This window comes from Paenibacillus urinalis (assembly GCF_028747985.1).
GTDB classification, from domain to species: Bacteria; Bacillota; Bacilli; order Paenibacillales; family Paenibacillaceae; genus Paenibacillus; species Paenibacillus urinalis.
This window is the reverse complement of the sequence record NZ_CP118108.1, coordinates 2,572,354-2,591,201: the sequence shown is the minus strand read 5'-3', so window position 1 is coordinate 2,591,201 and position 18,848 is coordinate 2,572,354. Positions and strand designations below refer to the sequence as shown.

Annotated in this window: 15 protein-coding genes and 1 pseudogene; 4 read left to right on the top strand and 12 right to left on the bottom strand. The window is 44.9% G+C overall.

Features of this window, described 5'->3' with window-relative positions:
- Nucleotides 1-56 precede the first annotated feature (56 nt).
- The 3 genes from PUW25_RS11910 to PUW25_RS11900 all read right to left on the bottom strand — a co-directional run bounded on the left by PUW25_RS11910 (nt 57) and on the right by PUW25_RS11900 (nt 4,814).
- Entirely contained in the window at nt 57-2,441 is a 2,385-nt protein-coding gene (locus PUW25_RS11910) for an AraC family transcriptional regulator (RefSeq protein WP_047911673.1), read from the bottom strand.
- A 203-nt stretch (nt 2,442-2,644) separates the two neighbouring features.
- Complete coding sequence (locus tag PUW25_RS11905; protein WP_274337075.1) at nt 2,645-4,051, bottom strand: outer membrane protein assembly factor BamB; 1,407 nt, start codon at nt 4,049-4,051, stop codon at nt 2,645-2,647.
- 49 nt (nt 4,052-4,100) lie between these two features.
- A complete protein-coding gene (locus PUW25_RS11900; RefSeq protein ID WP_047911671.1) occupies nt 4,101-4,814 on the bottom strand; it encodes a hypothetical protein in 714 nt (237 codons plus the stop codon).
- Between the two features lie 290 nt (nt 4,815-5,104).
- Between PUW25_RS11900 and PUW25_RS11895 the strand changes: the two genes are divergently transcribed.
- Together PUW25_RS11895 and PUW25_RS11890 are read left to right on the top strand one after the other, a co-directional pair.
- The gene (locus PUW25_RS11895) at nt 5,105-6,595 is read left to right on the top strand and encodes a glycoside hydrolase family 43 protein (RefSeq protein WP_047911670.1); all 1,491 of its coding nucleotides are present in this window, start codon (nt 5,105-5,107) and stop codon (nt 6,593-6,595) included.
- 870 nt (nt 6,596-7,465) lie between these two features.
- Entirely contained in the window at nt 7,466-7,600 is a 135-nt protein-coding gene (locus PUW25_RS11890; protein ID WP_274338608.1) for a hypothetical protein, read from the top strand.
- 133 nt (nt 7,601-7,733) lie between these two features.
- Here the strand turns inward: PUW25_RS11890 and nspC are convergent, their stop codons facing one another.
- From nspC to PUW25_RS11865, 5 genes are all read right to left on the bottom strand, one after another.
- Nucleotides 7,734-8,861 carry a carboxynorspermidine decarboxylase gene (gene nspC / locus PUW25_RS11885; protein ID WP_047913864.1) on the bottom strand — a complete coding sequence of 376 codons (1,128 nt, stop codon included), beginning with the start codon at nt 8,859-8,861 and terminating at the stop codon, nt 7,734-7,736.
- A 1-nt stretch (nt 8,862) separates the two neighbouring features.
- A complete protein-coding gene (locus PUW25_RS11880) occupies nt 8,863-10,101 on the bottom strand; it encodes a saccharopine dehydrogenase family protein (RefSeq protein ID WP_047913863.1) in 1,239 nt (412 codons plus the stop codon).
- A 684-nt stretch (nt 10,102-10,785) separates the two neighbouring features.
- A complete protein-coding gene (locus tag PUW25_RS11875; RefSeq protein ID WP_238546490.1) occupies nt 10,786-11,739 on the bottom strand; it encodes a phage baseplate protein in 954 nt (317 codons plus the stop codon).
- A gap of 218 nt (nt 11,740-11,957) precedes the next feature.
- Nucleotides 11,958-12,164 carry a zinc ribbon domain-containing protein gene (locus PUW25_RS11870; protein ID WP_047913861.1) on the bottom strand — a complete coding sequence of 69 codons (207 nt, stop codon included), beginning with the start codon at nt 12,162-12,164 and terminating at the stop codon, nt 11,958-11,960.
- 42 nt (nt 12,165-12,206) lie between these two features.
- Nucleotides 12,207-12,863, bottom strand: a complete 657-nt coding sequence (locus PUW25_RS11865) for an SGNH/GDSL hydrolase family protein (protein ID WP_047913860.1) — start codon at nt 12,861-12,863, stop codon at nt 12,207-12,209.
- A 209-nt stretch (nt 12,864-13,072) separates the two neighbouring features.
- Between PUW25_RS11865 and PUW25_RS11860 the strand changes: the two genes are divergently transcribed.
- Nucleotides 13,073-13,654 carry a DUF421 domain-containing protein gene (locus PUW25_RS11860; protein WP_047913877.1) on the top strand — a complete coding sequence of 194 codons (582 nt, stop codon included), beginning with the start codon at nt 13,073-13,075 and terminating at the stop codon, nt 13,652-13,654.
- 120 nt (nt 13,655-13,774) lie between these two features.
- Nucleotides 13,775-14,404, top strand: a complete 630-nt coding sequence (locus PUW25_RS11855; RefSeq protein ID WP_047913859.1) for a YfbR-like 5'-deoxynucleotidase — start codon at nt 13,775-13,777, stop codon at nt 14,402-14,404.
- 108 nt (nt 14,405-14,512) lie between these two features.
- Here PUW25_RS11855 and PUW25_RS11850 read toward each other — a convergent pair whose 3' ends face one another.
- The 4 genes and pseudogenes from PUW25_RS11850 to PUW25_RS11835 all read right to left on the bottom strand — a co-directional run bounded on the left by PUW25_RS11850 (nt 14,513) and on the right by PUW25_RS11835 (nt 18,808).
- Nucleotides 14,513-15,256 (bottom strand): class I SAM-dependent methyltransferase, encoded by a 744-nt coding sequence (locus PUW25_RS11850; RefSeq protein ID WP_047913858.1) that lies wholly within the window; start codon nt 15,254-15,256, stop codon nt 14,513-14,515.
- A 196-nt stretch (nt 15,257-15,452) separates the two neighbouring features.
- Complete coding sequence (locus PUW25_RS11845; RefSeq protein WP_047913857.1) at nt 15,453-15,854, bottom strand: Rrf2 family transcriptional regulator; 402 nt, start codon at nt 15,852-15,854, stop codon at nt 15,453-15,455.
- 72 nt (nt 15,855-15,926) lie between these two features.
- Nucleotides 15,927-16,827 (bottom strand): annotated as a pseudogene (locus PUW25_RS11840) (NAD(P)/FAD-dependent oxidoreductase).
- A gap of 331 nt (nt 16,828-17,158) precedes the next feature.
- Nucleotides 17,159-18,808: a catalase gene (locus tag PUW25_RS11835; RefSeq protein WP_047913856.1), complete on the bottom strand. Its 1,650-nt coding sequence runs from the start codon at nt 18,806-18,808 to the stop codon at nt 17,159-17,161.
- Nucleotides 18,809-18,848: the final 40 nt, after the last annotated feature.

Here is an 18,848-nt window from a genome sequence, read left to right as displayed (position 1 = left end):
ATAACCTTCGGTATGCAGGATATAAGGTATAGTCAATGCGGACCCGAAGCTCATCGCTAACGTTCAGGTTCTAACTTGGGCTCTCGCTCCCGCTTCAGTTCCAGTTCCCGCTTCAGTTCTGGCTCCGGCTTCGGCCGCTCTGTGCTTCGTTCATACTGCTCCCGATATTGCCCTGGCGTCATTCCTGCCCATTTGCGAAAGGTTCGTATGAAGGCACTCGTATTGCCATACTTCAGCCTGCGTCCGATGTCGGACACGAGCAGACTCGTGCTCTCCAGCAGCAGCTTTGCCTGGCTCATCCGATAGGAAGTTAAATATTCACTGAATGGCATGCCGACATCTTTCTTAAATACTCTGCTCAAATAAAAAGGATGGTAATTCAATTCAGCAGCACACGATTCCAGCGTGATGTCCTGATCAAATCTGGTATGAATCATTTCCAGCATACGGCTCGCAATCCTTACCTGCTGTTCCTCCGCCTGCCGTTCCATTGCACGAATAATAGGCAGGAACAGCTGCTGCTCGAACCAATAACGGATATCCTCCTTTGTATTCAGCTTGGTCAGCTTGGACAGCAGCTTCTCTCCGCTTAAGGTGCCGCCAAGCTGTAATTTCAGCTCTTGTGTCTGTGCTGTTTCAATAATTCGCATGGCCAATTTAATGAGAAGGATATTGAGCTCCGGTTGAAAGGCCCGATTTTCGGTAATTTCGTTCAGATAGAGGTCCATTGCCAGCGAGAGCTGATCCTGCTCTCTTTTTCTCAGTGAATACAGAATATGTTCTTCAATCTCCCGCAGCTTGGCATATGGGGTTCTGCTGTCTGAATGGTCTGTTCGATGTGGAGTGTAACGTATAATTCGGCCCGCATCCGGTACCATCCGCTGCCTTAGGGCAGAGGCGGATTCCAGATAAGCTTCAGGAGCAGCAGACAGATCGAGGAAGGAGCGGCTCAGACCAATACTGATTTGCAGCTGCAAGTAACTCTCGATCTGTTCCTTCAATTTCACCGCCATTTGATAGAATAGTTCCTCCCCTTGCGCTTCCTCAGCTCCAGAGGGCGGCTCTATAAGCAGCGTTACTTGAGCATGTTCCAGAATAACCGGAGCAAATCTATAAGCCGGACTGATTAGCTCTTCTACCATATTATTTATGGCATACAGCAGCAGCTCCAGATTATGCTCCTCATACTTGCTTAAATGGAAGGTATCAATCTGTATCTTCATCACCGATAAGGCTTGCCAAGACTTCGGGAAATCACATCTGGAAGATCGCTTCACAAATTCATCCGCCTGTATTCGATTAGATAGCAGCATCAGCATCAGTGATTCACTCATATGCTCTGTATGCGTAGACAGCTGTGCTTGAAGCTCTGTTCTTGAGGAAGAGAGTCTGCGAATGCTTTGTTCTATATAGTGGAGTTCATTCGAACCAGCACGCTGGGCATTCTGATCGGGCTCGATATCCGTCTGGCGCGAGTATTCGAGCAAGCGATGAATCGGCTTGTACATGCGCCGGCTCCAAATGTAAGCGGTAACAATAATAACAACTAAAACGATGCCACTCACCATGGCTGTAATCCACGCGATATGCTGTGTTTGCTTGGTTATGGCCTCAATAGAGGAGACAGACACATGAGTCCATCCGTAAGAAGCCGAATGAAGATAGGTTACGTTATATTGACCGCCGTCCACTTTGGTCCGAAATGAATGGGCTGCAGTTTGCTTTTTCATTTCAGAGTTTTTTAGACTGCTGAGCACCTCCGTGTTGACCGCTGAATCCAGCTCATTTTGCCAGGAGTCCGGGATGGAGCCAAGGATTAGCCTTCCTTCGGCATCGATAATATATGGTGATCCCAGCTCTGATGCCCTCGATAAACGTTCTGCCATGTGCTTTTTAGGCATCTTCACGACGATAAGACCTTTTGGACCCGTACGCATAGGGAACAGGGGGATTTTTTGGACCCACGTTGTATAGATTCCGCTGCTCGATGTATCCATGAACAGGCTGCTGTCATGGGAAGCATATTTCATGATTAAGTCTCTATCCTTGAATTGATCCAGGCTCTGAAAGCGATCCAATCCTGTGACCGTACCATTCCCGAGATGGATAAAATAAGCCTCCGAGGTCATGACTGGGGTTTGCAAATTAGACAAAGCCGAAGACATCTCTCGAATTTCCTGAAAATGAGTGGGTGTCCAATTCTCTTGTAACGCTTGCTTCATCAGGGGGGAGTTCGCTAGCTGCAGTGTAGAGCGCTCTAGTCCTTTCAGCATGTCATCAATCTGCTGTTCGTTTTGCCGAAGCAGCTGCGTGTTGCTGGCTAATACCTTCTGTTCGACATCACCAGCGGCAATGTAATAAGATAAGAAGCCCATTGTCAGGACCGGAATCAGTCCTAGAAGCAAGCTGAAACGCAGCAGATGCATCATATAAGTAGGCATAAACTTGGCTCCTCCCTTTAAGCTCATAATATATTCACCCTAAATGTGACTGTTCCTGGAATTTACAGCCAGCAGATGAGCAATATATTCCATAAATTGGTGGAAAAACCTCTTATGACGCAACAAATGAACTGATTTTTGAACTAAAAAAGCACCACTGCATAAGCAGTAGTGCTAATTCATACAACGAACTGTCAATTCCGTTACTGCATAGTTGCGGGCACCTTTACTCCCATCAGCCTGCCTTCTGCCTGTATAATAATCATTCCGTTTGTCTTGAGGGTCGCCTCATGCAGATCAGCCCCTGTTTTGACTCGGAAGACGGGTTTAGTTGTCATCATATGAATACCGAGCAGGGTTCCGTTACGCTGTGCCATATAGATTTCATTCCCGTACACATCAATATGAGCCACAGGCGCGTCCCCATACCATCCAATCCTCTGACCGTTCGCCAGCTTAACGCCGGCTAAATTCCCTGAAGCATCCTTGAATAGGAGTCTTTCCTGCACAACTCCGAGCATGTCCAAGCTGTCTCCATCAGGACGCTGTAATCTGCGGAGCGGGTCCTCTCCAGCCTTGTAGCTGTTAAAATTGTATACTGCGACCTTATCGCCTTGCTCAATGTACAGCTTGTCCCCTGCAAGGTATGCATCTCCCGAATAGTAACTATACGGTGGTTCACCAGCCAGCTTCCACATGTACTCCCGGCTTCCCTTCTTCACACCGGTCTTCAGGTTAAACGCATTTACGATCACCTTGCGATCGGGCAGAGACTGATAATCCGTCAGCATCGGTGAGTAATAGTCTATCGAATACACGAGTCCGTCTTGGATCTTGAGTGCTTCACCTTGGCCAAAATCTTCCCACAGCTCTTTTCCCGTCTTCTTGTCGTATGCATTTAGTTGAATGGATGTGAGTGCTCCTTGAACTAAGAAGGTTCTAAGCACCACGCCATCGGCTTCTTCGAAATAAGCAGTACCGTTTCCTTCGGCCTTCTCTTCATCCACCTTCCACTTGAGTTTGCCTGATAATTTATCAAATGCAAAGGTGGTACTGCCATTGATCGCATATAATGTATCGGAAGTGGGGATTAACGCTTCCGTCCGTTCCCATGCATCAACATAAGTGGATGACTGTGCCTGCCATTTTAATTTACCCGTCTTTGCATGGAGAGCATAAGGCTTCTTATCCGTTGTCATCCCATATAGGATCCCTTGATCATACGTGATGAGTCGATTCAAATGTCTTCCGTTACCGTAACTCCATAGCCGTTTACCCGTTTGTGCGTCAAGTGCGATCAGCTTATTGCCGGAAAATGCAAACACTTTACCCTCTTCAGCGATGGCCTGAACTCCTGTACCCTGGCTCTGCTCCAGACCACCATCAACTTGGAGTGTCCAGGCTGGTTTCAATTCAGGGACTTTAATTGTAGAACCGGAATACCAGGTGCGTACAGAAACATCTGCCTTTTCTGCACTAATGATAGAAGTTGGCAGGATATTTGCACCATGAATAGTCAGTACGCCAGCGGTTATAAATGCAATTACTCTCCTGATCCGCTTCTTTTTATATTTTATGGTCCTATCATTTTTGTTAGAGCTAACAATCATTTATCCTCCCCAAACCTCTAATATCGTGACTAGATTACATTTGCCCTCATCATGGAGCAGATAAAGCCGTTGTGCCAAGATTGAAAATGCCGCTGTCGTTTGGATCATCTACTATCTTGCTAGCAATCTGTTCTCCGGATTCGTCGTAGCCCTTAATCTCATAAGGCATGTCTGCTGATGAAGGAAGAAACACGAACCATATGCGCTCATCAGGTCCCGCTTCAATTTGCTTCGCCTCATACCTTCCGTCTTTTATCGTCTCAACCGTTATTCTTACAACAGAGGGATCAAAAAGGTATCCGAATAACATTGGAAACGGAGTCGAAACGCCCTTAAGTTCAGGCAAAATCATATAATGGACAGCAGAAGGTTTATCAGAAGCTTCGCTGTTTGAGAAACCACCTCCCCATACCCATTTCCAGCCGAGCCGGGTTTTTCGGACATATTCGACCTGTAAATTCTCGCTATCTTGTCTCGTGCTTGTCTTGAATAGCAGCATCCCTTCGTCCACAGGCTCTTGATGTATGACATACGGAGATGAACTGCCACCTCTAAATTGTTCAACTGCCTCTTCCGGTGTCTTGCCGATTGGAATTTTCAAAAAATCATCATTCATGCCAACTGCCTCTGATAATAGGCGATCAGCGATACCGCCCGGCCTTTCAATCACAAAGATGGCTGCATAAAAGATGGCTGCAGAGAGTAGAATGACGGCTAGAATTGTGAATATCATCATACGGCTGCGTTTCGTTTGCTGTGTCATTCTGATCTCCACCTTAGACTTATATTTTCAGATGTTACTGTAACGACGGAGGATTCCACGTATTCATAATTCAATATATCAAACCCAAATCCTTCCATACGTATCTATTAAAAGGAGCAGATGATTGAAGTTGATTGAAGTTGATTGAAAATCTATAAAAATTAGATGGGTTTCGCAAGTTAGTCCATTGCCCGAATCAAACCATGGATGCTATAATGAAATCGATTTACTAAAACGGTTTCGTTAACGCTTTCTAAATCCACTATATTTATACATACTTGAGGTGACTTATGAAATATAACAACCCGGTTATCAAAGGCTTCTACCCTGACCCGAGTGTCTGTAAAGTAGATGATACCTACTATCTTGTTACCAGTTCATTTCAGTTTTTTCCCGGTGTTCCGCTCTTTGAGAGTAAGGACCTGATCAATTGGAAGCAGATCGGACATGTACTCACTAGAAAAAGCCAAGTCATGCTGGATAAGGTGAACAGCTCAGGCGGCGTTTTTGCCCCTACCATACGACATAACAATGGCCGCTTCTATATGACTACCACAAACGATACGACCCATCAGAATTTTTATGTCTGGACAGATGATATTTATGGGGAGTGGTCTGATCCGATCTATATTGATCAAGGTGGTATCGACCCGGATCTGTACTTTGAAGACGGCAAAGCCTACTTCATGAGCAATGGAAGCGACGACGACGGTACAGGTGTTATTCTTCAATGTGAGATTGATATCGAAACAGGCCGCAAATTATCTCCTAGCCTCCCTATTTGGAAAGGTACAGGGGGGCGTTTTCTTGAAAGCCCGCATATGTACAAAATTAATGACTGGTACTATTTATTAGCCGCTGAAGGTGGAACGGAATTTGGTCATATGGAGACCTATGCCCGCTCTTCTTCACTTCACGGTCCTTTTGAACCCTACGCGCATAATCCGGTTCTGACGAATCGTAATTTGGGTGGTTATGAAGTTCAGGCCGTTGGTCATGGTGATTTGATTCAGAATCAGGAGGGAAACTGGTGGCTCTTCCACCTGGGCTTCCGCCAGATTGGCAAATGGATCCCTTACCACCACTTGGGACGAGAAGTCTTCCTGACGCCGGTTACTTTCGGTGAGGATGGATGGTTTACAGCAGGACATAACGGGACGACATTAACTAGCTTTGAGACTAACCGGATCCCGGAGCATGTTGTGCAGAATGAGAAGAAAGAGTATACCTTCGAGAATACGGAATGGAGCCTGGACTGGTCCTATCTTCGTCACCCACACTTCGAGAATTATGAACTCGGAACGGATAAAATGACGCTCAAAGGGACTGAAGTTACACTAGATCAAGCTGAATCACCTACCTTTATAGGCATAAGACAAAGAGATTTTAATGCAACCATTTCTTGTGAGGTTGCCGTTACAAACGGTGAAGCTGGCATCACACTCTATATGGATGAGAACCACCGTTACGATCTGGCAATCCGTCAGTGTGAACAAGGCTATGAGGTGATTGAGCGTCTTAACATTGGGGATATCAAAGCGATTCAAACGACGATACCTCTGCCAGACAGCAATCACGCCACACTTATCGTTGAAGCTGTCCATGAACGCTATAGTTTCTTCCTTCAGCAAGGAGATCAACAAATCCCGCTAGGAACAGCCCAAACGAAATACCTATCCTCAGAGGTCGCTGGAGGATTTACGGGTGTAGTCATTGGTTTATATGCTTGTGGTAAAGATGCATCTGCTGAGTTCACGAAATTCCGTTGTAAATACGAGTAAGCTTACGTTAAAAAAGGGGCGGCTGCATAAGTGCAACTGTCCTTTTTTGCGTGTTATTCCGAATGTTCCTTCATTTTCTTACTATCTATGTATATTCGTAAGCTTTCAAAGACGAGCAGAAGTAATTCACACAATAGCTTCCAAATGATCATACACACGAAGAAAAACAAGATTCCCCCTATCATACCAAGTACGTAATTTGGGGCTTCTACACTCGAATAAATGTGAAATCCAGTTGACTCCGTGATCGTAGTTGGAAATAAGACGGATACGGCCTTTCCGAAAATATAAGAGTAATATAGCGCGATAGCTAGTCCGGCATAAAATACTAATGAAATCAGATATTTATAATCGGTATCTCCTAGAGCAAACCAATTGATCATTTTATTTTACTCATAATGACAAGCTCCTTTTTATGTAACATTCTACCATAAATGTAGTCATTATGAATCATACATGGTGAACAGCGGAAAAAGAGCCCTCATCTTCTGAAGGCTCCTTGTTGAAATCGAAGTCGTCATCATGATAATGGTTACGTTTTATGCGTTTTTTTCCCCCTCATTTACATCTCCGATAATTTGCTGTGCAGTTCTGAGAAGGTCTAGTAAATGTGTACAATTCTATAAAAAGTAGATGATAGTTTAATCATATCGATAGAACGGTGCATAAATTGAAAATATGATGCAGGATGGGAGGTGCAAGTGATGACTAATTCTGTTCAAGGAACTTCCTATGATAATGGTTCTTCCAAAACCCTCGGTGTCATTCTAGTATTGTTTATATTGCTTGTAATTATTGTTAAAGCTTTTAAATGGTCTTAATTTGAAAATAAAAATGTGACTCCTTCTGTCAAAGTGGGAGGTGAAAAATATGAACGAAATGGTTAAAGAGTTTCTTAAAAGAAAAAAAATAAAAGTTGTCGTTTTGAAACCAGGTGAAAAAGCACTTGTCGTATGTAAACATCGTTGTCACCACAAAGATCATAACAAGCATAAAAGATCTTAATCTTGATTAGGTTGACTATTCTTTAATCGAGGCTGGATAGCTCCAGATTTATGAAATAACACAATAAAGCACTAACCTCACGATTTAACGAGGTTAGTGCTTTATTGTGTTGATTAATTTTGTTATAAGTAAATTAAGCAAGTCTCGTCTTGAAATCCTGGTATCCGAATTCGCGAACGACCTCACAATTACCGTCTTTACGTTTCACCGCAATAGCCGGCAATGGCATACCGTTAAACGTATTTGTCTTCACCATGGAATAGATCGCCATATCTCCGAATACCAGTCGGTCTCCGCCCTTCAGCGGCTGATCGAAAGAGTAATCTCCGATGACATCGCCCGACAAGCAGGTTTGCCCGCCAAGTCGATAGGTATATGGCTTCTCTCCCGGTTCACCGGAACCCAATAGAGGCGGACGGTAAGGCATTTCGAGTACATCCGGCATATGACAAGTTGCCGATGTATCAAGAATGGCAATATCCATCCCATTCTTGTGAAGATCCAGCACAGAAGTCACCAAGTAACCTGCGTTGAGGGCTACAGCTTCTCCCGGCTCCAGAATTACCTTAAGACCATACTTCTCCTGCATTCTTTTAATGCATGCTTCAAGTCTTGGGATATCATAATCTTCTCTCGTAATATGATGTCCACCGCCAAAATTGATCCATTCCATCTGTGGCAGCCACTGTCCAAACTTCTCTTCCACTGCATTCAGCGTCGTCTCTAAATCATCAGAGTTCTGCTGACATAGCGTATGGAAGTGAAGACCCGTCACGCCTTCGAGCAGCTCTGCACGGAAATCCTCGTGCTTCGCACCGAATCTCGAGCCTGGAGAACATGGATCGTAGATTTCGTGACCTTCCTGCGTGGAGCATTCCGGGTTAATACGAAGTCCAACTTGTCGTCCAGCCTTCAGCGCTCTATCCTTGAACTTCTCCAGCTGTGAGAAGGAATTAAAAATAATATGATCGCAGATCGAGATAATCTCATCGATCTCATCCTCACGGTAGGCAGGGGCAAACACATGGTTCTGCTTGCCCATCTCCTCATAGCCTAAACGTGCTTCGAACAAACCGCTCGCTGTTGCACCACACAAATATTTTCCGATCAGGGGATACATTGCAGTCATGGAAAATGCTTTTTGTGCAAGAATAATTTCGGCTCCTGTACGCTGCATAACACCATTCAGGATCTTCAGATTCTTCTCGATGAGTTCCTCATCGACGACAAAACAGGGTGTAGGTAGTTCCTCGAACTTCATCTTAGCGAACAGACTCCGATTTCTTAGCTTCCTCCGGCAATTGATCTACAAGCACCGGATTGAAATCTTCTACCCACGGAAGTCCCCATTTGTTCAACTCTTCCATGAATGGATCTGGATTGAATTCCTCTACATTGTATACGCCTGGTTTATTCCATTTACCAGTCATCACCATCGCTGCTCCGATCATCGCAGGAACACCCGTAGTGTAAGAAATCGCCTGGGAGCCTACTTCTTTGAAGCATTCTTGGTGATCACAGATATTGTAGACGTAGTAAGTCTTGTCTTGGCCATCTTTCTTCCCTTTGAAGATACAACCAATGTTCGTTTTACCTACTGTACGTGGTCCGAGCGAAGCGGGATCTGGCAATACCGCCTTCAGGAATTGCAATGGAATGATCTGCTTGCCTTCGAATTCGATCGGCTCGATCGAAGTCATGCCCACATTCTCAAGTGCCTTCAGATGTGTAAGGTAGCTTTGTCCAAATGTCATGAAGAAACGAATACGCTTCAGGCCAGGGATGTTCTTCGCCAGGGACTCAAGCTCTTCATGGTACAGAAGGTACATGTCCTTCTCACCTACTTCAGCAAAGTCGTATACACGTTTGATCTCCATCGGCTTGGTTTCGATCCATTCGCCATTCTCCCAGTATCTTCCGTTCGCCGAAACTTCACGGATGTTGATCTCAGGGTTGAAGTTCGTTGCGAACGGATAGCCGTGGTCGCCGCCGTTGCAATCCAGAATGTCGATATATTCAATTTCATCAAAGTAATGCTTAAGTGCATATGCTGAGAATACACCTGTTACGCCTGGGTCAAAGCCGCTTCCAAGAAGTGCAGTAATTCCTGCTTGCTCAAAGCGCTCTTTGTAATCCCATTGCCATTTGTATTCAAATTTCGCTGTATCTTCCGGCTCGTAATTCGCCGTATCCATGTAATGTGTCTTCGTTGCAAGACAAGCATCCATAATTGTTAGGTCTTGATATGGCAAAGCCAGGTTCATTACGATATCCGGTTTAACTTCGTTAATTAGAGCAATGAGTTCATCTACGTTGTTCGCATCGACCTGAGCTGTCGTAATTTTCGTTTTTCCGCCATCCAGTTTTGCTTTTAGCTCATCGCATTTCGATTTGGTACGACTCGCAATGCAAATTTCTTCGAATACTTCACTGTTCTGAACACATTTGTGAACTGCTACTGATGCTACGCCGCCGGCGCCAATAATAAGTGCTTTTCCCATTCTCATATCTCCTAACAAATTAAATTTTCAAGCCGTATTCAGTACAACCAAATCAGCCGAATGTATGCCACTTGTGAAATTTGCAAGAAAAGTATGGTATTCATAGCTTCTCAAAACAAAAAAGCAAGTGTAAAAATCGCATAATTGCGCATCACACTTGCTTACGATATATCGTAAATATTAAATAAGCATAATTACTCCATAACCATCCGAGATGGTCACATGAACATGAGAAGGCTCATTCATATTTATGAGTATATCAATAATGGATCAGAGTCTGTCAGCAAATAATTACTTTTTCCACTCTTATTGACCGTTTCACAAGTTGATGTGCAGTGCACAGGTTGTAAAGTAACCAACTTATAAAATTTGAGCTTTTAACTCAATCAATAAGGCAACGAAAGTTGCCGATCGGCATTTGACCCGGCTGTCCGTGTGGCCTTAACGTCCTACCTTTATCGTAGGAGTGGTCAAAATTATCTGCTGGAAAGATCCGTTACGATAATTAGCTTTCCATTTCACGCAAGGACTACAATAACAGATGTGATAAACTTATTCAAGAGTTTTCTAGAAAAAAAGAAAAATGATTGTTAATGACGCTGATTACCTAATAATTCTTCAAATCTAAATTCTCAAAGCTTGTACTAGGCACTCGATTGAGTCGCTCTGAACCATCCGCGTTTATTAGTTAAACACGGAATCTGGGACGTAATATACTTTTTGTGTATTTGTCTTGTTAACCGGATCGGGAACAATTGTGAAATAGACATTGCCGTTCTTGGTCTGGACCCCTTCGATCTCGTGGTTCCCTACATTCGTTATGTTCACGAGAGTTTTGAAGGTACCTGAGTTCGAAATCATCGCAATTTGAGGCGTATCTCCTTCAGCTCCACCCGATGTGTAAATCTCTGTACTACCCAGCATATCTGCTCCCTGAAAAGAACCATTCGGCCGGATAATGCCGCTTCCCGACTGAGTAAAGCTGCTGACACAGGCACTTACCGCCGCTGCGCTGTCCATCCGTACCTGCTCATTGCTGTCTAGAAGCTGATTCAATTTGGCAGTGTCATAGATCGACCATGTCACGGTACCTTCAGCGGTCTGGACTCGGAAGAAGGTATGTGTACTGTTGCCGCCTCCATCAACACGATAGGTGTCTCCTAGTCTAGCGCCTGTTTTATTCGCATAATTCATGTAGGTAAACCGGCGCAGATCCGTATAATCCACCGTGGTTCCTGCCGCATACTTAAGTCTTGCGACTTGCAGTGACCAGTAATAAGACGTGGAGGCATCCGCTTTTGAGCTGAAATAGAAATAATTCTCCCCATTGTACGTATACATGTCGAGCGTTTGGCAATGGCCGGTATTCGTTACCGTCATCTCGTCCACATAATTCGCGTTCGTGCCATCGATCAGCAGTCTCGACAGATAGCAAGTGCCTTTTGAGCGCTGGGTTACGTACAGATACTTGTCAGCAATATAAGCTTTTTGTACAACGACGTTGTGCTTCAATCCCTTAAGATTGTAGGCCAGCTTAGCTGAGGCATTAACTGTCTTCTGTGGCGATGCAGCCTGTGCAGGCAATACAGTCATACTGAACATGATGCAGGCAAGAAACAGTGATATCCATAATTTCATACTTCCCTTCGGCTTCTTTAACGCTTGCGACTTGAACATAGTACACCTCCATTTGGATGTGAGGATAGCTCGTCCAGCAGCATGTATGAGAACATCAGCACCAGTAGATATGGATCAGCTATCCAGTTATCACTATGTTCTGCTTATGTTTTCCGAATTCCTTGTTTATGTAAATTATGGTCTTGAATCCCTGTTAACTGCATGATGTCATGAACTCCTTAACCGAAGAAAAAGTCCAGAATGTTAGAGCCCTGCGAGGCTTTCTTGTTGTAAAATTCGGAATATCCGCAATTGTTGCAGAACACGACGATAAATTGATTGTTTTGAATATCAAACATTTTAGACAATCCTGTTCCCGTCATGGCTACTTCTTTACTGTCTGCGTTTTTACTTCCACATTTAATACAGCCTTTATTATTGTTCATGTTCATACAGCCTCCTAATTTCAAAATATAGATCTGTCATTGTTACCCGATCGTATACTTGCTCTGCTGAACAACCTTAAGCCATTCATTTGCAATAAGCTGGTGTCCAGCAGTTGTCGGATGAATTCCATCCCACACCCAATAGGCTGTATCTGCACGGTTCGCCGCTTGATTGAAGGTTTCTTGCAGAGGCACGAAAAGGGTATTGTAGTCTTCTGCTAAATGCCGAACGACACTGCGGTACTCGTCCATTTTTGAGCTCCACTCGCTCCAATCTTTATCCGTTGCTTCTGAATGCATTACAAACGGCTCACATAACACAATCCCTGTATCTGGCAATACTTCGCATGTCTCGTCCAGCAGCTGTCGATAGATTCGCTCATACCGGTCTGTAGCCCCCCGAGCACTGCCTGAAATGATACTGTGAGCGTCATTCACACCTACTAGCAGGCTAATCAGATCCGGCTGTAAGCTGATTGCATCCTCATTCCATCTGGCATAAACGTCAGATACGCGATTACCGCTGACCCCTCTATTCATAAAATACGGCTGAGACTCTGCATACTGGGAACCAAGCTGTGCAGCTATAATATATACATATCCATGTCCCAGTATGTGGTTCGGATCGAGGTTACGCCCCCAATTGCCGTCCGTTATCGAATCGCCTTGAAACAAAATTTTTCTTCGCTTGTTCTCCATCCTATTCACTCCGCTCTGCCCTCAAGATGTAATACGCTTCCATTGTCCTCTTCATTGTACATAAGGTCATTCATCCTGCCTAGTCTGTATATCGCTGTGAGCCCATGCTTAGAGTTCCTCATATGGAAGTGCGGGTTCGCGTCAATTGAATAAACTAGCAGCAATAACAAATACTATGGATTGCATCTATGACGAAAGCGGGTGTTTATATGGAATGGATATGGAAATCTCTCCTCTTAGTTATTGCCGGCGTGGTATTACTTCGTGTGGCAGGAAGAAAGTCGATCTCTCAAATGAGCGTAGCAACCACGGTAGTAATGATCTCTATTGGGACAACGATCGTCCAGCCCATAGCTAATGAGCACTTGGGGAAAGCAATCGGCTCAGCCAGCATCTTCATTCTGTCATTGCTGCTCCTTGAATACCTCCAGTATAGATTCAACTGGGTGGAAGAACTATTGTCAGGGAAAGCGAAGCTGGTCATTGAGAACGGACAATTAAGAACGGATAATTTACGATCCATGCGAATGACTGTCGATCAGCTGGAGGTAAGGCTTAGACAGAACGGGATCTCTCATCTATCCGATGTGAAGAACGCAACGATTGAATCTAATGGACATATCGGATATGAACTGATGCCGCATGCTAGACCGATTACAATGGCGGATATAGAGAAGCTAATGAATAATCTTAATCCGACAACTCAGGAGCAGCCACAAGCGGATGAAACACTTTTTGATGAAGTCAAACAAAACGGTCATCGCTCAGCGGTTGATCCAAAGCTTCAGTAAATTCTTAAAGCCCTTATTCGTTAACATGAATCGAGTTCCTGCTTAATCCTGCGATGACATATCGGTGTTACAGTTGGGTTGTACGTACACACATTGATAACACAAAGGATGATTAGACATATGGGAATTCACACTTACTTTCGTTCATTGAACGATCTTGAGCGCATCATACGCACACCTGGGAAGTTTAAATTTGAAGAGCACAGCGTGTCTGCGCATTCCTGGAAGGTAGTGCAATATGCCAAGACCCTGGCTGACATCGAGGAGCAGCATGGAGTCCACGTAGATTGGAAAAAGCTATACGAGATTACAAGCAGCCATGACTATGGCGAAATTTTTATCGGCGATATTAAGACCCCTGTCAAGCACTACTCTCTTGAGCTCCGCGCCATGCTGCAGCAGGTAGAAGAAGGCATGGTTCAGCACTTTATCGAGGAAAATATTCCCGAGGAATTTAAGTCGATCTTCCGCAGACAGCTTCGTGAAGGCAAAGACAATTCTGTTGAAGGGCTAATCCTAGAGGTGGCAGACAAGCTCGATCAGGTATATGAAGCGTTTGTAGAATTGCAAAGAGGTAACACAGAGAAGGAATTTGTTGCAATGTATCGCAATGCAATTGTGAAGATTAAGAATATCGACCTGCACTGTGTTCGTTATTTTCTGGAGCAGATCCTCCCCGACATTATCGACGAATGTATGACCTCCCCTTATGATATTAAGCAGATCACGAAGGAAGCCCTCGCTCAATAAAACCTCATAAATGAATTGGCAGCTCTCTAAAATTTCTCGCACGAAAAAAGCCGCGAAATCGCGACTTTCATACATAAAGGTTTTATACGAAATGATCACATGGTTTAACTACGGTTTGATGGCTGCAATCCGCAGTCTGCTGATGTCGATCATCCAATGACCATCCTTGTATAGCTCAGACCTCACTCGTTCTTCCACAGCATCATATATGAGCGCTTGGTGTTCAGCCGTAACCCCCCCGAATAGATAAGAAGAGAAGTTATCCATCCAGTTCCGAATCCCTAATCCCCCTTTTAACGTAGATTTACTGTCCATATGCTGAGCAAAAATGACCTTGAATCCCGTTTGCTCCAGCAGACTGGAATATTCACCGATTGTAGGATGATACCAAGGGTTTCTTCCCTCCCACTCGTATCCATACTGTTCCAGCTCTGCTCTGATTGCAGTCAGTATAATAGCGATATTACCGCTTGCCGCGAATTCCGCCACGAATCTGCCGCCATTCCGAAGGGCAGACCCGATGGAGCTGACGACTGCAGGTGCATCCTTGATCCAGTGCAGCACGGCATTCGAAAATACAGCATCATATGGAATTTCAGTTCTATAATACCGAGCATCTTCAACCGATAACTGCAGTTCAGGATAATTTAGCTTTGCCTTCGCTATGATTTCCTCTGAGGCATCAATTCCTGTTGGAATCGCGCCGGCAGCCGCAATCTTGGCCGTTAAATTCCCATTTCCGCAGCCTACGTCCAGTATTCGCTCTCCGGCTGCAGGCTGCAGCAAGGAGATCAGATCGTTGTTCTGGGGTCCAGAATGATTAGCCTGGTTCGCAGAAGCTTCAATATTCATTGACTCATCTCCTCTTATTGAAAGTGTTTATAGATATATAATATCTCTAATATGACGTTAGTGTATCCATCTTATGCAGCAAAGGTAGAAAGCTCGGTAGGAACTGTCTACCATGTCAGCATGTGCAATGTGAAATGTACAATCTTCATTCACCATGCGTTTTCTATTTTTCGCACAGTAGGAATGAATCCTTCCTTTAACTTTTTACTTGAAGCATCTTTGCGAGACTGGATATGGTCTGACTTCTCAGATGTTCTTCCATTTTGCCCTCTGCTTCCAGCACGACCTGCTGTATCAAGCACTCGGATCCGTGGTTTAAATTGCATTCGAACAAGGAAGTCGTTCCTTCTATTGCGTGTATAATATCAAGGAAAGAGATCTCTTCCCAGCCGCGTCTCAAGCTATATCCCCCGTTTGCTCCTGAGACCGATTCAATCATCCCTGCCTTGACCAGCTTCGTCAAGATCTTGGATAAATACGTGGAAGATACCTTCTGCCGCTCAGCCAGCTGCTGAACACCGACAGGCTTATCCGGAGTAGCCGCTGCTAGAAACAGCATCGTATGCAGAGCATAATTTGTTGCCTTGGAGTATTTCATTTGCCTATCATCGCCTCGATAAAAGATTTAATGAGTCCATAATACCTTTTATTTCAAGACAGCGTCAAGAAATCACCATGACTGTTCCCAGGCTTCTGCCAGCAATTCTGAATTAATTCCCGCAGCAGCCATGGAACCCATAGAAGCAGCCATAATAAGCTGGTACATCTGAGTTGCTGAATCTCCCGCACTATACACTCCGGGCACACTTGTCTTCCCGAATTTATCTACAACCACCGTTCCATCCTCGGCTGATTCACAGCCTAGAAGCTGAGGAAGGTCAGAGCCAATACCGAGTTCTGGAGCGAAGAAAATCCCGGTACATGGAATCATCGTGCCATCATCCAAACGAATACCTTCAACCATTCCGTTTATTCTCAGAAATAGGAGTATCAAATACCGGAATGTGATGTTTAAACAGCTGTTCTCTGTCCTCTGTCGACATCTTCTCATCTCCATTCGTGCAGATCGTGAAATCTCGAGTCCAGCCGGATAAGGTCTTCGCCAAATGCAATGCCTTGTCATGGCTGACAATAACGACCAGCTTCTGATCTCTAAGCTCCCAGCCATCGCAATAAGGACAGACAAAGGCGCTCTTCCCATATACCTCTGCCAATCCTTCCATTGGAAGTCGGATATCTCTCTTCCCAACCGCCAGCAGCACCTTTTTAGCATGATACGCTAAACCTTTATCCGTGGTAATTGTAAAATCCCCATCCGCTCCACTCGCAGACACGGCTGTATCCGTGGTGAAAGTTACGCTTGGATACGCCTCAATCTGCTCCTTTGCCACTCGCCGGAACTCATGCGGGGTAATTCCGTCTCGAGTGAGAAATCCGTGGGAGTGACGAGTCACTCTGTTCCGAGCCTCCTCGGCATCAATCACCAAGACCTTCTTTCTTGCTCGGCCCAACACAAGTGCAGCATTCAAGCCCGCAGGGCCGCCGCCAACAATAATGCAATCATAAGTCATATCTAAATCCCCTCTCTAAATATAAGATATTATAGATATTTTATATCTATAATTAGTACGTAAAAATGTGTCGCAGTGATGCTTACTGTCTCTCTCAATGCTTCTAGAATGCTGTTCATGCATTCTTGGTTATCCACTACAATCAATTATTATGGATATAATGTGTCTATAATAACTCTAATTAGATGTTTTTACAAGCAGGAATTTTCTCCTTAGGGTTAGAGGAAAGTTATAAACGACTCTATGCTGCACATAAAAACGTCATCTCCCCTGATTCAGCAAGGGAAAATGACGTTTCTGTTCCGTTTAATCCGGAATATTATATTACAGATTAATAAGGATCTGCCTCATGGCTCTTCTTCACCGCATCCTTGGTTGCTTGGTTTGCTGCCAGTGAGCCTTGTCCATATTTCGAAGAGCCTGATTCACGGCCAGGAAGCTTGCCTTCCTGCTCCATCTCACGCAGCTCTTTGACTTTCTTCTCAATGCCTTCTCTTACACGTCGGCCATAATCCTCATCTGCCTGCGTAAAATGCTCGACCATCGCCGTTTGAATTCTTGGGTCACATACCGCAAGTGCTTCAGACAGGTTCTTGATCAATTCATCACGTTCCCAGTCCTCAAAGCTGCGATACGTCTCCCCTGCCTGACCGTAGTTGTTAGGACGATCAATAGGCTCGCTCATCGCTGCAGCATTATACGTCGGACGGTGCTGAGGATGACCTTCTCTGCTCGCTTCCTGATACCCGCCGATCATGGACGGTTCATAGTTGATATGTGGGTTATCTCCGGATTCCTTCGGATCACGGATATCCATCTGTCCGCGATGCTGGTTCGTGCGAACCTCCGTTTTCGGTGCATTTACCGGAAGCTTAAGATAGTTCGCTCCTACACGATATCGCTGCGTATCAGAGTAGGAGAAGGTACGGCCCTGCAGCATTTTATCATCGGAGAAATCCATGCCGTCTACCAGCACACCTGTACCGAATGCGGCTTGTTCAATCTCCGCGTGAAAGTCTACCGGATTACGATCCAGCACCATTCTGCCTACCGGAAGCCATGGGAATTTATCTTCTGGCCACAGCTTCGTATCATCGAGCGGATCAAAGTCCAGCTCAGGATGATAGTCATCCTCCATGATCTGTACGAACAGCTCCCATTCAGGATAGTCGCCTCGTTCGATGGCTTCATACAAGTCCTGAGTCGCATGACCGACGTTCTTCGCCTGAATAGAATCGGCTTCCTCCTGGGTTAGGTTGCGAATCCCTTGTTTCGGCTCCCAATGATATTTTACAAGCACGGCCTCGCCTTTATCGTTGACCCATTTATAAGTATTAACCCCTGAGCCTTGCATATGGCGATATGTAGCCGGTATACCCCACGGAGAGAACAGGAATGTGATCATATGCGTCGCTTCAGGCGAGCGTGATACAAAGTCAAACATCCGCTGAGGATGAGAGACGTTCGAAGCAGGGTCCGCCTTAAAAGCATGAATCATATCAGGGAATTTCATGGCATCCCGGATAAAGAAGATCTTAAGGTTGTTACCTACGAGATCCCAGTTGCCGTCTTCCGTATACATTTTGACTGCAAATCCGCGGGGATCGCGGGCTGTCTCTGGAGAATCCTTCGCTCCTGCAACCGTGGAAAATCGAACCATCAGCGGGGTCTTCTTACCCGCGCCGGAGAATACTTTGGCCCGAGTATACTTCTCTACCGGCTCATCTCCTACTTTTCCGTACGTTTCGAAATATCCAAATGCTCCGGTTCCTCTAGCATGCACGACACGCTCAGGTACCTCTTCCCGGTCAAAATGAGAAATTTTTTCGATAAAATGATAGTTTTCAAGTGTGGCTGGCCCACGATTACCGATTGTACGAATGTTCTGATTATCCCTTACTGGATGACCTTGCCGCGTCGTCAGTGTCTCGCGCTGTACATCTTGCTCGCTTGATGCATTCTTGTCCTTGTTCTCTGCCAAAATGAAAACCTCCTTCAAAAATTTGTACTTTTTGCGGCTT

Excerpts from the sequence above, each read along its gene's own strand:
- PUW25_RS11910 (WP_047911673.1), bottom strand. The coding sequence starts at position 2,441 with ATGCCTACTTATATGATGCATCTGCTGCGTTTCAGCTTGCTTCTAGGA.
- PUW25_RS11905 (WP_274337075.1), bottom strand. The coding sequence starts at position 4,051 with ATGATTGTTAGCTCTAACAAAAATGATAGGACCATAAAATATAAAAAG.
- PUW25_RS11900 (WP_047911671.1), bottom strand. The coding sequence starts at position 4,814 with ATGACACAGCAAACGAAACGCAGCCGTATGATGATATTCACAATTCTA.
- PUW25_RS11895 (WP_047911670.1), top strand. The coding sequence starts at position 5,105 with ATGAAATATAACAACCCGGTTATCAAAGGCTTCTACCCTGACCCGAGT.
- PUW25_RS11890 (WP_274338608.1), top strand. The coding sequence starts at position 7,466 with ATGAACGAAATGGTTAAAGAGTTTCTTAAAAGAAAAAAAATAAAAGTT.
- nspC (WP_047913864.1), bottom strand. The coding sequence starts at position 8,861 with ATGAAGTTCGAGGAACTACCTACACCCTGTTTTGTCGTCGATGAGGAA.
- PUW25_RS11880 (WP_047913863.1), bottom strand. The coding sequence starts at position 10,101 with ATGGGAAAAGCACTTATTATTGGCGCCGGCGGCGTAGCATCAGTAGCA.
- PUW25_RS11875 (WP_238546490.1), bottom strand. The coding sequence starts at position 11,739 with ATGAAATTATGGATATCACTGTTTCTTGCCTGCATCATGTTCAGTATG.
- PUW25_RS11870 (WP_047913861.1), bottom strand. The coding sequence starts at position 12,164 with ATGAACAATAATAAAGGCTGTATTAAATGTGGAAGTAAAAACGCAGAC.
- PUW25_RS11865 (WP_047913860.1), bottom strand. The coding sequence starts at position 12,863 with ATGGAGAACAAGCGAAGAAAAATTTTGTTTCAAGGCGATTCGATAACG.
- PUW25_RS11860 (WP_047913877.1), top strand. The coding sequence starts at position 13,073 with ATGGAATGGATATGGAAATCTCTCCTCTTAGTTATTGCCGGCGTGGTA.
- PUW25_RS11855 (WP_047913859.1), top strand. The coding sequence starts at position 13,775 with ATGGGAATTCACACTTACTTTCGTTCATTGAACGATCTTGAGCGCATC.
- PUW25_RS11850 (WP_047913858.1), bottom strand. The coding sequence starts at position 15,256 with ATGAATATTGAAGCTTCTGCGAACCAGGCTAATCATTCTGGACCCCAG.
- PUW25_RS11845 (WP_047913857.1), bottom strand. The coding sequence starts at position 15,854 with ATGAAATACTCCAAGGCAACAAATTATGCTCTGCATACGATGCTGTTT.